At 68.9% G+C, this 12,293-nt stretch carries 23 protein-coding genes; all 23 read right to left on the minus strand.

What is annotated here, in order from left to right; all coding sequences use genetic code 11:
- Positions 1-11 precede the first annotated feature (11 nt).
- The 23 genes from rpsM to rplB all read right to left on the minus strand — a co-directional run bounded on the left by rpsM (position 12) and on the right by rplB (position 12,281).
- On the minus strand, positions 12-392 hold the full coding sequence (gene rpsM / locus ACFYWL_RS01160; protein ID WP_007073012.1) for a 30S ribosomal protein S13: 381 nt from the start codon (positions 390-392) through the stop codon (positions 12-14).
- Between the two features lie 255 nt (positions 393-647).
- Positions 648-761, minus strand: a complete 114-nt coding sequence (gene rpmJ, locus ACFYWL_RS01165) for a 50S ribosomal protein L36 (protein WP_043965539.1) — start codon at positions 759-761, stop codon at positions 648-650.
- Positions 762-857: 96 nt separating this feature from the next.
- A complete protein-coding gene (gene infA, locus ACFYWL_RS01170) occupies positions 858-1,079 on the minus strand; it encodes a translation initiation factor IF-1 (RefSeq protein ID WP_007073013.1) in 222 nt (73 codons plus the stop codon).
- A gap of 287 nt (positions 1,080-1,366) precedes the next feature.
- Complete coding sequence (gene map, locus ACFYWL_RS01175; protein ID WP_386965691.1) at positions 1,367-2,218, minus strand: type I methionyl aminopeptidase; 852 nt, start codon at positions 2,216-2,218, stop codon at positions 1,367-1,369.
- Between the two features lie 133 nt (positions 2,219-2,351).
- Positions 2,352-3,005 carry an adenylate kinase gene (locus tag ACFYWL_RS01180; RefSeq protein WP_043965534.1) on the minus strand — a complete coding sequence of 218 codons (654 nt, stop codon included), beginning with the start codon at positions 3,003-3,005 and terminating at the stop codon, positions 2,352-2,354.
- Positions 3,006-4,334, minus strand: a complete 1,329-nt coding sequence (gene secY / locus ACFYWL_RS01185) for a preprotein translocase subunit SecY (protein WP_386965694.1) — start codon at positions 4,332-4,334, stop codon at positions 3,006-3,008.
- A 235-nt stretch (positions 4,335-4,569) separates the two neighbouring features.
- Positions 4,570-5,013 carry a 50S ribosomal protein L15 gene (gene rplO / locus ACFYWL_RS01190; RefSeq protein WP_074472526.1) on the minus strand — a complete coding sequence of 148 codons (444 nt, stop codon included), beginning with the start codon at positions 5,011-5,013 and terminating at the stop codon, positions 4,570-4,572.
- Entirely contained in the window at positions 5,013-5,195 is a 183-nt protein-coding gene (rpmD, locus tag ACFYWL_RS01195; RefSeq protein WP_043965530.1) for a 50S ribosomal protein L30, read from the minus strand. The genes rplO and rpmD overlap by 1 nt, the downstream gene beginning before the upstream one ends.
- Positions 5,195-5,809, minus strand: coding sequence for a 30S ribosomal protein S5 (gene rpsE, locus ACFYWL_RS01200; protein ID WP_007073019.1), 615 nt, complete (start codon positions 5,807-5,809; stop codon positions 5,195-5,197). The genes rpmD and rpsE overlap by 1 nt, the downstream gene beginning before the upstream one ends.
- A gap of 33 nt (positions 5,810-5,842) precedes the next feature.
- A complete protein-coding gene (gene rplR / locus ACFYWL_RS01205) occupies positions 5,843-6,220 on the minus strand; it encodes a 50S ribosomal protein L18 (protein WP_369751361.1) in 378 nt (125 codons plus the stop codon).
- Between the two features lie 8 nt (positions 6,221-6,228).
- Positions 6,229-6,771: a 50S ribosomal protein L6 gene (rplF, locus tag ACFYWL_RS01210; RefSeq protein WP_043965528.1), complete on the minus strand. Its 543-nt coding sequence runs from the start codon at positions 6,769-6,771 to the stop codon at positions 6,229-6,231.
- 16 nt (positions 6,772-6,787) lie between these two features.
- Positions 6,788-7,195, minus strand: coding sequence for a 30S ribosomal protein S8 (rpsH, locus tag ACFYWL_RS01215; RefSeq protein WP_018784557.1), 408 nt, complete (start codon positions 7,193-7,195; stop codon positions 6,788-6,790).
- Between the two features lie 118 nt (positions 7,196-7,313).
- Positions 7,314-7,499, minus strand: coding sequence for a type Z 30S ribosomal protein S14 (locus tag ACFYWL_RS01220; RefSeq protein ID WP_007073023.1), 186 nt, complete (start codon positions 7,497-7,499; stop codon positions 7,314-7,316).
- Between the two features lies 1 nt (position 7,500).
- Positions 7,501-8,070 (minus strand): 50S ribosomal protein L5, encoded by a 570-nt coding sequence (rplE, locus tag ACFYWL_RS01225; RefSeq protein WP_145773674.1) that lies wholly within the window; start codon positions 8,068-8,070, stop codon positions 7,501-7,503.
- Entirely contained in the window at positions 8,070-8,390 is a 321-nt protein-coding gene (gene rplX / locus ACFYWL_RS01230) for a 50S ribosomal protein L24 (RefSeq protein ID WP_007073025.1), read from the minus strand. Before rplX ends, rplE begins: the two co-directional genes overlap by 1 nt.
- Positions 8,387-8,755 carry a 50S ribosomal protein L14 gene (rplN, locus tag ACFYWL_RS01235; protein ID WP_007073026.1) on the minus strand — a complete coding sequence of 123 codons (369 nt, stop codon included), beginning with the start codon at positions 8,753-8,755 and terminating at the stop codon, positions 8,387-8,389. The genes rplX and rplN overlap by 4 nt, the downstream gene beginning before the upstream one ends.
- 97 nt (positions 8,756-8,852) lie before the next feature.
- Entirely contained in the window at positions 8,853-9,134 is a 282-nt protein-coding gene (gene rpsQ / locus ACFYWL_RS01240) for a 30S ribosomal protein S17 (protein WP_043965522.1), read from the minus strand.
- Positions 9,131-9,367 carry a 50S ribosomal protein L29 gene (rpmC, locus tag ACFYWL_RS01245; RefSeq protein WP_007073028.1) on the minus strand — a complete coding sequence of 79 codons (237 nt, stop codon included), beginning with the start codon at positions 9,365-9,367 and terminating at the stop codon, positions 9,131-9,133. Before rpmC ends, rpsQ begins: the two co-directional genes overlap by 4 nt.
- On the minus strand, positions 9,367-9,792 hold the full coding sequence (gene rplP, locus ACFYWL_RS01250) for a 50S ribosomal protein L16 (RefSeq protein ID WP_043965519.1): 426 nt from the start codon (positions 9,790-9,792) through the stop codon (positions 9,367-9,369). Before rplP ends, rpmC begins: the two co-directional genes overlap by 1 nt.
- A 3-nt stretch (positions 9,793-9,795) precedes the next feature.
- Entirely contained in the window at positions 9,796-10,650 is an 855-nt protein-coding gene (gene rpsC / locus ACFYWL_RS01255; RefSeq protein ID WP_386965702.1) for a 30S ribosomal protein S3, read from the minus strand.
- On the minus strand, positions 10,650-11,108 hold the full coding sequence (gene rplV, locus ACFYWL_RS01260; protein WP_145773679.1) for a 50S ribosomal protein L22: 459 nt from the start codon (positions 11,106-11,108) through the stop codon (positions 10,650-10,652). The genes rpsC and rplV overlap by 1 nt, the downstream gene beginning before the upstream one ends.
- Before the next feature lie 39 nt (positions 11,109-11,147).
- Positions 11,148-11,429, minus strand: a complete 282-nt coding sequence (rpsS, locus tag ACFYWL_RS01265; protein WP_007073032.1) for a 30S ribosomal protein S19 — start codon at positions 11,427-11,429, stop codon at positions 11,148-11,150.
- A 12-nt stretch (positions 11,430-11,441) separates the two neighbouring features.
- Positions 11,442-12,281 carry a 50S ribosomal protein L2 gene (gene rplB, locus ACFYWL_RS01270; RefSeq protein WP_386965706.1) on the minus strand — a complete coding sequence of 280 codons (840 nt, stop codon included), beginning with the start codon at positions 12,279-12,281 and terminating at the stop codon, positions 11,442-11,444.
- Positions 12,282-12,293 lie beyond the last annotated feature (12 nt).

Raw genomic sequence — 12,293 nt, forward strand, 5'->3', positions numbered from 1 at the left:
TGCGCTCCTAATTACTTCTTGCCGGGCTTCTTCTTGCCGGCGACGGTCCGCTTCGGGCCCTTGCGGGTGCGGGCGTTGGTCCGCGTCCGCTGGCCACGCACCGGGAGACCACGGCGGTGGCGGATACCGGCGTAGCAGCCGATCTCGACCTTGCGGCGGATGTCAGCGGCGACCTCGCGGCGCAGGTCGCCTTCAACCTTGTAGTTGGCCTCGATGTGGTCGCGGAGCTGGACCAGCTCCTCGTCCGTGAGGTCCCGAGCGCGCTTGTCCGGAGAGATACCGGTCGCGGCGAGCGTCTCCAGGGCACGGGTGCGGCCGACCCCGAAGATGTAGGTGAGCGCGATCTCCATCCGCTTCTCGCGGGGGAGGTCCACGCCGACTAGACGAGCCATGTGCGGGCGTACTCCTTGTGGTTTCCTGGCGGAGGTCTGCACCCGCCCCACCCCGCTCCGGTCGCCCGACCGACGCCGTGGCGCCGGGAGGAACGACCGCTGCCCGAGCGGGCCCCGGCCTCCGACCGGGGGTCAACCACGCAGGGGTACGCGATGCGCACCGCTCGCGGCTGGGACGAGCTGATGATGTGTTGGCTGGATCTGCGACGCCGGGACCGGGCCGACCGGCCGTGGATCACGGTCGGTCGGGCTGGATCAGCCCTGGCGCTGCTTGTGGCGCGGGTCGCTGCAGATGACCATGACCCGGCCGTGCCGGCGGATAACCCGGCACTTGTTGCAGATCCTCTTGACGCTCGGCTTGACCTTCACGGTTGCCTTACTTCCCATCTGGCCCGGAGGCGCGACGACGCGCGACGCCGGACGTCGAGGACGGACACGGGGACTACCCGGCCGTCGTCAGGTCGCTTACTTGTAGCGGTAGACGATGCGCCCGCGGGTCAGGTCGTACGGCGAGAGTTCGACGACGACGCGGTCCTCCGGCAGGATGCGGATGTAGTGCTGCCGCATCTTGCCACTGATGTGAGCCAGCACCTTGTGACCGTTCGCGAGCTCCACCCGGAACATGGCGTTCGGCAGGGGCTCGATGACCCGACCCTCGATCTCGATGGCTCCGTCTTTTTTCGGCATGTCCTCCGCTGTCCTGACGTCGGTTGCTCCGGACGGCCCACAACGTCTTACACGGGCCCCCGACGGTGATCGGGTGCCCGCGCCAGCCGCGGCTCCGGCCCCACCGAAGCGCAGGGTGGGCATGCCGGAGTGGACGCTGTGCGCCGATCAGAAAGTGTACGCCCGCCTGCACGCCGCCGCCAAACCGGCCACCCACCAGGTCACCCGGCCGGAGTATTTCCCGCCCCGCCGGGGCCCGGAGTGACCGGGGTCACCTCCGCTGGCTGACCGCCGGGCCTACCCGACGGTCAGATCGCCGGCGAGTCGGCAGGCTGGCGGGCGGTCACGAGGTCGCCCAGGCGCGCCCGGCCGCCGTCGAACGCGGTCAGCACCCAGACCCCGTCCGGGAGCAGCGCCATCGAGTGCTCGACGTGCACCGCCATCGACCCGTCCCGGGTGACGACGGTCCAGCCGTCGGCCAGCTCGACCGTGCGGGGCGAGCCCATCGTGATCATGGGCTCGATGGCCAGCGCCATGCCCGGCACCAGCCGGGGGCCCTTGCCGGGCCGGCCGTGGTTGAGCACGTGCGGGTCCTGGTGCATCTCGGTGCCGATGCCGTGCCCGCCGTACCCGTCGACGATGCCGTACCGGCCGCCCCGGCGGACCGCGTTCTCCACCGCGTGCGAGATGTCGGTGAGCCGGCCCCGGCCGTTGGCCGCCCCGCGCGCCGCCGCGGCGATCCCGGCCCACATCGCGTCCTCGGCGACCGCGGCCATCTTCAGCAGCGCCGGGTCGACCTCCCCCACGCCCACCGTGACCGCCGCGTCGCCATGCCAGCCGTCGAGCACCGCGCCGCAGTCGATCGAGATCAGGTCGCCCTCCCGGAGCACCTGGGCGGGCGACGGGATCGCGTGCACCACCTGCTCGTTGACCGACGAGCAGATCGAGGCCGGGAAGCCGTGGTAGCCCTTGAACGACGGGACGGCCCCCGCCTCCCGGATGGTCGACTCGGCGATCGCGTCCAGGTCGGCGGTGCTGACCCCGGGGGCCACCGCCTCCCGCATCCGACGCAGCGCCTCGGCCACCACGAGGCCGGCGGCGCGCATCTTCTCGATCTGGTCGGGGGTCTTCAGCTGGATGTCCAGCTGGGGACGACGCATGGGGCCGTTACCTTTCGTCGCGCGGAGCAGCGGGGCACGTCGCACGTACCCCGCTGTTCGCACTCTATCCGCCGGGACCCCGGCATACGCCAGTCGCCGAACGACCGTTCGTCAGCCGCGGTACGACTGTTCGTCAGCCGCCGTACGAGCGCAGGGCGTCGATGGCGCGGACGGTGACGTCCTCCACCGGGCCGGTGGCGTCGATGCCCACCAGCTTGCCCTGGGCGCCGTAGTAGTCGACCAGCGGCGCGGTCTTGTCGGCGTACTCGCGCAGCCGGGCCGCGATCGTCTCGGGCTTGTCGTCGTCGCGCTGGAACAGCTCGGCGCCGCAGCGGTCGCAGATGCCGTCCCGGGTCGTCGCGTCGAACTCGACGTGCCAGATCTTGCCGCAGCCCCGGCAGGTGCGCCGGCCCGACAGCCGCCGGATCACCTCGTCGTCGTCGACGACCAGCTCCAGCACCAGGTCCAGCGCGGTGCCCAGGTCGGCGAGGAGCTTGTCCAGCGCGGCGGCCTGCGGCGTGGTGCGCGGGAAGCCGTCGAGCAGGAAGCCCTCCGAGGCGTCCGGCTCGGCGAGCCGGTCCCGGACCATGTTGATGGTCACCTCGTCCGGGACCAGCTTGCCCGCGTCCATGTAGCGCTTCGCCTCGACACCCAACGGCGTGCCCTGCGAGACGTTCGCCCGGAAGATGTCACCGGTCGAGATCTTCGGCACCGAGAGGTGAGCGGCGATGAACTCCGCCTGTGTGCCCTTGCCCGCCCCCGGCGGGCCAACCAGAACGAGTCGCATCTACCGCAGGAACCCTTCGTAGTTCCGCTGCATGAGTTGGCTCTCGATCTGCTTCACGGTCTCCAGACCGACGCCGACCATGATGAGCACAGCGGTGCCGCCGAACGGGAAGTTCTGGAACTGCTCGCTGTTCAGCCAGATGAAGAAGAAGTTCGGCAGGATCGAGACGATGCCCAGGTAGAGCGCGCCCGGCAGGGTGATCCGGCTGAGGATGAAGTCGAGGTAGTCGGCGGTCGGCTTGCCGGGGCGGATGCCCGGCACGAAGCCGCCGTACTTCTTCATGTTGTCCGCGACCTCGGTCGGGTTGAACGTGATCGACACGTAGAAGTACGTGAAGAAGATGATCAGCAGGAAGTAGATCGCGATGTGCAGCGGGCTCGACGGGTCGACCACGTTGTTCTGGATCCAGGCCTGGGTCTTGCCCGGGTTCGTCTGGTCGAAGAACTGGAGCGCCAGCTGCGGCAGGTAGAGCAGCGACGAGCCGAAGATGACCGGGATGACACCCGCCTGGTTGACCTTCAGCGGGATGTAGGTCGAGGTGCCGCCGTACATCCGCCGGCCGATCATCCGCTTGGCGTACTGCACCGGGATCCGGCGCTGCGCCTGCTCGATGAACGTGACCGCGGTGATGACCACCAGGACCAGCGCGAGCACCAGGAAGAACTTCCACCAGCCCTGCTGGGTCTTGATCCGCCAGCCCTCGCTGGGGAGGCGGGCCGCGATCGAGGTGAAGATCAGCACCGACATGCCGTTGCCGACGCCCCGGTCGGTGATCAGCTCGCCGAGCCACATCACCACGCCGGTGCCGGCGGTCATCGTCATGACCAGGATCGTGAGCGTCAGCCAGTCGGGGATGCCGGTGTCCCTGGGCACGATCGGGAACTGGTCGCACTGGTTGTTGAAGAGCTGCCCCGAGCGGGCCAGCGCCACGAACGTCGACGACTGGAGGATGCCCAGGCCGAGCGTGAGGTAGCGGGTGTACTGGGTGATCTTCGCCTGGCCGGCCTGGCCCTCCTTGCGGAGCTGCTCGAGCCGCGGGATGACCACGGTGAGCAGCTGCAGGATGATCGACGCTGTGATGTAGGGCATGATGCCCAGCGCGAAGACCGAGAGCTGCAGCAGCGCCCCGCCGGAGAAGAGGTCCAGCAGGTTCAGCACCCCGGTGTTCGCGCTGCCGATGGTGTCGAGGCACTTCTGGACGTTGCCGTACGAGACACCGGGGCTGGGCAGGGTGGCGCCGAGCCGGTAGACCGCGATGATGCCTACCGTGAACAGCAGCTTCTTGCGCAGGTCAGGCGTACGGAACGCACTGAGAAAGGCGGACAGCAACTTCTTCCTCCTGCGCGAGGCGGGCCGCCGGTGGTGGTCCCTGGCGGATCGGGGTGGGTGCCGGGCGAGCGCCCGATATCCATGGCTGGGATGGGAGCCTAACAGCCCCGTCCCGGTCCGGGCAGGTGTGCCCGGCTACATAAATCGAATCCGATATTACCCGGTGGTGACGCCCGGGGTAGACCGAGGCGCCCGCCCAGTCACGAAGAACTGAGCGGGCGCCACGAACACAGCCTTACAGCTCGGTGACCGAGCCACCGGCGGCGGTGATCTTCTCCTTGGCCGACGCGCTGAACGCCTGCGCCGACACCTGGAGGGACACGCCGTTCAGGTCGCCGGTGCCGAGCACCTTGACCGGGTGGCCCTTGCGGACCGCGCCGGCCTCGACCAGCTCCTGCGGGCCGACCTGGCCGCCGTTCGGGAACAGCTCGGCGAGCCTGTCCAGGTTGACCACCTGGAAGACCACCTTGAACTTGTTCTTGAAGCCCTTCATCTTCGGCAGGCGCATGTGGATGGGCATCTGCCCACCCTCGAACGCCGCCGAGATGTTCTTGCGGGCCTTGGAGCCCTTGGTGCCGCGACCGGCGGTCTTGCCCTTGGAGCCCTCACCGCGACCCACGCGGGTCTTCGCGGTCTTGGCACCGGGCGCCGGGCGCAGGTGGTGGACCTTGATCGTCATTACTCGACCTCCTCGACCTTCACGAGGTGGTTGACCGCGAAGATCATGCCCCGGATCTCGGGACGGTCCTCCTTGACCACCACGTCGTTGATCCGCTTCAGGCCGAGCGAACGCAGCGACTCACGCTGGTTGCGCTTGGCACCGATCTCGGACCGGAGCTGGGTGACCTTCAGGCGAGCCATCAGGACGCCACCCCCGCCCGCGACGCGAGCATCGCGGCCGGCGCGACGTCCTCGACCGGCAGGCCACGACGGGCAGCGACGGCCTCCGGGGACTCCAGCCCCTTCAGCGCCGCCACCGTGGCGTGGACGATGTTGATCGGGTTGGACGAGCCGAGGCTCTTGGAGAGCACGTCGTGGATGCCCGCGCACTCCAGCACGGCACGCACCGGGCCACCGGCGATGACACCCGTACCGGCGGAGGCCGGCTTGAGCAGCACCACGCCGGCGGCGGCCTCACCCGTCACCGGGTGCGGGATCGAGGAAGCGATCCGCGGCACCTTGAAGAAGTGCTTCTTGGCCTCCTCGACGCCCTTGGCGATCGCCGCGGGCACCTCCTTGGCCTTTCCGTAGCCCACGCCGACGGTGCCGTCGCCGTCGCCCACGATCACCAGGGCGGTGAAGCTGAAGCGACGACCACCCTTCACGACCTTGGCGACGCGGTTGATCGCGACGACCCGCTCGAGGTGCGGGGTCTTCTCGACGGGCGCGTTTCCGCGGCCGCCCTCACGGCGGTTGTCGCGGCGACCACCCTCGTTGCCACCGGACCCGCCGCCACGGCGCTGTTGACCTGGCATCAGCAGCCTTCCTTATCTCTCGTGACGGGGTTTCTAGAACTCGAGCCCGGCTTCGCGGGCGGCGTCGGCAAGCGCGGCGACCCGCCCCGCGTACCGGTTGCCACCGCGGTCGAAGACGACCTTCGAGACGCCGGCGGCCTTGGCCCGCTCGGCGAGCAGAGCACCGACCTTGCCGGCCAGGGCGCTCTTGTCGCCCTCGGTGCCGCGCAGCGACGCGTCGAGGGTCGAGGCCGACGCCAGGGTGTGACCCTTGGTGTCGTCGACGACCTGCGCGACGATGTGACGCAGCGACCGGGTGACGACCAGCCGGGGACGCTCGGCGGTGCCGCTGACGTTCTTGCGGACCCGGAAGTGTCGACGCGCACGGCCGACGGCGCGCTTGGCGGCGACGCCGCGGCGACGCTTGAGCAGCGTGGCGCTCACTTCTTACCTGCCTTTCCGGCCTTACGACGAATGACCTCGCCCTGGTACTTCACGCCCTTGCCCTTGTAGGGCTCCGGCGGGCGGATCTTCCGGATGTTGGCGGCGACCTCGCCGACGAGCTGCTTGTCGATGCCGGCCACGTGGAACACGGTCGGCTTCTCCACCGTGAAGGTGATGCCGTCCGGCGCGGGGACCAGCACCGGGTGCGAGAACCCGAGCGCGAACTCCAGGTCCTTGCCCTTGGCCGTGACCCGGTAACCGGTGCCGGCGATCTCCAGGCTCTTGCGGTGGCCCTCGGTCACGCCGACGATCATGTTGGCGATCAGGGTGCGGCTCAGGCCGTGCAGTTCCTTGGCCTTGCGCTCGTCGTTCGGCCGGTTGACCTGAAGCTGACCGTCCTCGGCCCGCTCGGCGGTGATCGGCTCGGCGAGCACGTGCGTGAGCTCGCCCTTCGGGCCCTTGACCTTGACGGCCTGGCCGTCGATCGTGATGTCGACGCCGGCAGGCACCGGGATCGACTTACGTCCAATACGCGACATTTCTACCTGTCTCCCGTTACCAGACGAAGGCGAGGACTTCCCCGCCAACGCTCCGCTTGCGGGCCTGCCGGTCGGTGAGCAGCCCCTGGGACGTCGAAATGATCGCCACGCCCAGCCCGCCGAGCACCCGCGGGAGCCCGTCCGACTTGGCGTACACCCGGAGACCGGGCTTGGACACGCGCTTGATGCCGGCCAGGCTCCGCTCGCGGTTCTGGCCGTACTTCAGCTCGACGACCAGTCGCTTGCCGACGGCGCCCTCCTCGGGCTCCTCGACCGACCAGGTGGCGATGTAGCCCTCGGACTTCAGGACCTCGGCGATGTTCGCCTTGATCTTGGAGTAGGGCATCGTCACCCGGTCGTGGTACGCCTGGTTGGCGTTACGCAGACGCGTGAGCATGTCTGCGATCGGGTCGGTCATCGTCATGGATTTCGTCAGCCTTTCTCGCCGGGGTTCCCGGGGCGGTCAGCCCCGGGCCTACGGCGAAGAGCAATACATGATCGGTGCAAGGGGGCCCCGGCCGGCAGCCGGGGCGCGGTCGCCCTTACCAGGAAGCCTTGGACACGCCCGGCAGCTCACCGCGGTGGGCCATCTCCCGGATGCAGACCCGGCAGAGACCGAACTTGCGGTAGACCGCCTTGGGACGCCCGCACCGCTGGCAGCGGGTGTACGCGCGAACCGAGAACTTCGGCTTCGCGGCCGCCTTGAGGATCAGCGCCTTCTTGGCCATCTCAGTTCTCCTTGAACGGGAAGCCCAGGAGCTTGAGCAGCGCCCGGCCCTCGTCGTCGGTCGTGGCGGTCGTGACCACCGTGATGTCCATGCCCCGCTGGCGATCGATCTTGTCCTGGTCGATCTCGTGGAACACCGACTGCTCGGTCAGGCCGAACGTGTAGTTGCCGTGCCCGTCGAGCTTGCGCCCGTCCAGCCCGCGGAAGTCGCGGATACGCGGCAGCGCGATGGAGAGCAGGCGGTCCAGGAACTCCCACATCCGGTCGCCGCGGAGGGTGACCTTCGCGCCGATCGGCATGCCCTCGCGGAGCTTGAACTGCGCGATGGACTTGGTCGCCCGCCGCACCTGCGGCTTCTGGCCGGTGATGGTGGCCAGGTCCCGGACGGCGCCGTCGATCAGCTTGGCGTCCCGGGCGGCCTCGCCGACACCCATGTTCACGACGATCTTGACCAGCCGCGGCACCTGCATGGGGTTGCCGTAGTTGTGCTGCTCCTGCAGCTTGGCCACGATCTCGTTGCGGTACCGCTCCTTGAGGCGCGGCATGGTCTTGGTTTCGGTAGCCGTGGTCATCACAGGTCCTTACCGGTGCTACGCGCGATGCGGACCTTCTGGCCGTTGTCGTCGATCCGGTACCCGACGCGGGTCGGGTTCCCGTCGGAGTCCACGACCATCACGTTGGAGACGTGGATCGGAGCCTCCTGGGTGACGATGCCGCCGGTCTTGGCGCCACGCTGGGTGGTGCTGATGCGGGTGTGCTTCTTGACCCGGTTCACGCCCTCGACCAGGACCTTGTCCTGCCGCGGGTAGGCCGCGATGACCTTGCCCTTGGCGCCCTTGTCCTTGCCGGCGATGACGACGACCGTGTCGCCCTTCTTGACCTTCACGGTCACAACACCTCCGGCGCGAGGGAAATGATCTTCATGAACCGCTTGTCCCGCAGCTCCCGACCCACGGGGCCGAAGATACGGGTACCGCGCGGGTCCCCACCGTCCTTGATGATGACGGCGGCGTTCTCGTCGAAGCGGATGTACGAGCCGTCCGGCCGCCGCTTCTCCTTGGCGGTGCGGACGACGACGGCCTTGACGACGTCGCCCTTCTTCACACCGGCACCCGGGATCGCGTCCTTGACCGTGGCCACGATGACGTCGCCGATGCTCGCGTAGCGCCGACCGGAGCCACCGAGAACCCGGATGCACAGGATCTCCCGGGCACCCGTGTTGTCGGCGACGCGCAGTCGCGACTCCTGCTGAATCACGTCTATCTCCTATGTCTGCCGGTTCTCCGGCCGCCTGCCGCGGCCGGAGCCTGGCGGAACCTGCGCCCGGCTGACGCCGGGCGAGCTCGAGCCTTCGCTACTTGGCCTTTTCCAGGATCTCCACGAGCCGCCACCGCTTGGTGGCGGACAGCGGCCGGGTCTCCATGATCAGGACCCGGTCGCCGATGCCGGCGGCGTTCTGCTCGTCGTGCACCTTCAGCTTGCTGGTACGGCGCATGATCTTGCCGTACAGCGCGTGCTTGACCCGGTCCTCGACCTCGACGACGACGGTCTTTTCCATCTTGTCGCTGACCACGAGGCCCTCACGCACCTTGCGGCGGGCCCGCGCGGCGGCGGTGGTGGCGGTGTTCTCACTCATGACGCAGTCACCTCAGTCGGCGCGGCCGAGAGACCCAGCTCGCGCTCACGCATGATCGTGTAGATCCGGGCGATCTCCCGACGGATGACCTGCAACCGCCGGTTGTTGTCCAGCTGACCGGTTGCGGCCTGCACGCGGAGGTTGAACAGCTCCGCCTTGGCCTCGCGCAGCTTCGTGACCAGCTCCTCCTCGGAGAGCTCACGCAGCTCGGAGGCCTTAACGCCCGCTGCCATCAGGATTCACCCACTTCGCGCGTAACAATGCGGCACTTCATCGGGAGCTTGTGGATCGCGCGACGCATCGCCTCTCGCGCGATCTGCTCGTTGGGGAAGGACATCTCGAACAGGATCCGCCCCGGCTTGACGTTGGCGACCCACCACTCGGGCGAGCCCTTGCCGGAACCCATCCGGGTCTCGGCCGGCTTCTTGGTCAGGGCCTGGTCCGGGAAGATCGAGATCCAGACCTTGCCGCCACGCTTGATGTGACGGGTCATCGCGATACGCGCCGACTCGATCTGCCGGTTCGTCACGTACGCCGGCTCGAGAGCCTGGATCCCGAACTCGCCGAACACCACGCGGTTGCCACCCTTGGACGCGCCGTGGCGGTCCGGGTGGTGCGGCTTGCGGAAGCCCTTCGGGGGCTTGCGCGGCATCAGCATCTGTCAGCCCTCCTGCTGCGTTTCTGCCGCGGCGGCGACGGCGGACGTGTCCACCGGCTCGCCACTCGGCGTCTCGGCCTGCTGCGCGATGGTGGTCGCGGCAGCCCGGCCGGCCTCGGTGCCGCCGGCGGTCGTGCCGGACGAACCGGACCGACCACGGCGCGGCCGCTCGGGGCGGTCGCCGCGCTCACGGCGCGGGCGCGACGGAGCCTCGGCCGGAGCCTCCCGGCCCGGCACCGCGTCGCCCTTGTAGATCCAGACCTTCACGCCGATCCGGCCGAAGGTGGTACGGGCCTCGAAGAAGCCGTACTCGATGTTGGCCCGCAGCGTGTGCAGCGGGACCCGGCCCTCGCGGTAGAACTCGGTCCGGCTCATCTCGGCGCCACCGAGGCGGCCCGAGACCTGCACCCGGATGCCCTTGCAGACCGGGTTCTTCATCGCCGACTGCATCGCCTTGCGCATGGCCCGACGGAAGCTGACCCGGCTGGAGAGCTGCTCGGCGACGCCCTGGGCGACCAGCTGCGCGTCCGACTCGGGGTTCTTCACCTCGATGATGTTCAGCTGCACCTGCTTGCCGGTGAGCTTCTCCAGCTCGCCGCGGATCCGGTCGGCCTCCGCGCCCTTACGGCCGATGACGATGCCCGGCCGGGCGGTGTGGATGTCGACGCGGACCCGGTCCCGGGTGCGCTCGATGTCGACCTTGGAGATGCCGGCCCGCTCGAGACCCTTGGACATCATCCGGCGGATCTTGACGTCCTCGCCGATGTAGTCCTTGTAGAGCTTGTCCGCGAACCAGCGGGACTTCCAGTCGGTCGAGATGCCGAGCCGGAACCCGGTGGGGTGAACCTTCTGACCCATTACTCGGCACCCTCCGTCGTGCTCTGCGCTTCCGCCGGCTCGGCCTGCTTCGCCGGGGCCGCCTTCTTCGCCGCCGCCTTCTTCGGCGCGGCCGGCGCCACCGCCTCGACCGCCACGGTGATGTGGCAGGTGCGCTTGCGGATCCGGTACGCCCGGCCCTGCGCCCGCGGCCGGAACCGCTTCATCGTCGGGCCCTCGTCGACGAACGCCTCGCTGACGAGCAGCGCGTCGGGGTCCAGCCGCTCGTTGTTCTCCGCGTTGGCGATCGCGCTAGCGAGCACCTTGTACACCTGCTCGCTCGCAGCCTGCGGCGCGAACTGCAGCACCGTGAGCGCCTCCTTCGCGGGCAGGCCGCGGACGAGGTTGACCACCCGGCGCGCCTTCATCGGCGAGATGCGCACGTGCCGCGCAACCGCCCGCGCGCCCGGAAGCACCGGAGCGTCGCCCTTTCCTGGCATCGCTGTAACCCCTTGTTCCTCTATCCGTATGCCCGCGGCTCAGCGCCGGCGGCTCTTCCGGTCGTCCTTCTCGTGACCCTTGAAGGTGCGGGTCAGCGCGAACTCGCCGAGCTTGTGCCCGACCATCGCCTCGGTGACGAACACCGGGACGTGCTTGCGTCCGTCGTGCACGGCGATCGTGTGGCCGAGCATCTCGGGGATGATCGTCGAGCGCCGCGACCAGGTCTTGATGACGTTCTTCGAGCCCTTGTCGTTCTGCGTCTCCACCTTCTTGAGCAGGTGGTCGTCGACGAACGGGCCCTTCTTCAGGCTGCGAGGCATGTCTTATCTCCCTCAGCCGCGCTTACGCGTGGCGTAGCGGCGGCGGACGATCAGCCGGTCGCTCGGCTGGCCCTTACGACGGGTGCGGCCCTCGGGCTTACCCTGCGGGTTGACCGGGTGGCGACCACCGGAGGTCTTGCCCTCACCACCACCGTGCGGGTGGTCGACCGGGTTCATGGCGACACCACGGACGGTCGGGCGCTTGCCCTTCCACCGCATCCGGCCGGCCTTGCCCCAGTTGATGTTCGACTGGTCGGCGTTGCCGATCTCACCGACGCTGGCGCGGCAGCGCACGTCGACCCGCCGGATCTCGCCGGACGGCATACGCAGGGTCGCGTACGCACCCTCCCGGCCGAGCAGCTGGATGCCGACGCCGGCCGAGCGGGCCAGCTTGGCGCCGCCGCCCGGACGAAGCTCCACGTTGTGGATCGTCGTACCGACCGGGATGTTGCGCAGCGGCAGGTTGTTGCCGGGCTTGATGTCGGCGCCCGGACCGGACTCGACCACGTCGCCCTGCTTCAGGTCCTTCGGCGCGATGATGTACCGCTTCTCGCCGTCGGCGTAGTGCAGCAGCGCGATGCGCGCGGTGCGGTTCGGGTCGTACTCGATGTGCGCGACCTTCGCCGGCACGCCGTCCTTGTCGACCCGCTTGAAGTCGATCAGACGGTACTGGCGCTTGTGGCCGCCACCGTGGTGCCGCGTGGTGATCCGGCCGTGGGCGTTACGCCCGCCCTTCTTCGGCAGCGGGACCAGCAGCGACTTCTCGGGCGTCGACCGGGTGATCTCGGCGAAGTCGGCGACGCTCGAGCCACGCCGGCCCGGCGTCGTCGGCTTGTACTTACGGATAGCCATTGTCTACACCCC

Origin of the sequence: Micromonospora sp. NPDC002575, from assembly GCF_042889525.1 — a bacterium.
GTDB lineage: Bacteria > Actinomycetota > Actinomycetes > Mycobacteriales > Micromonosporaceae > Micromonospora > Micromonospora carbonacea.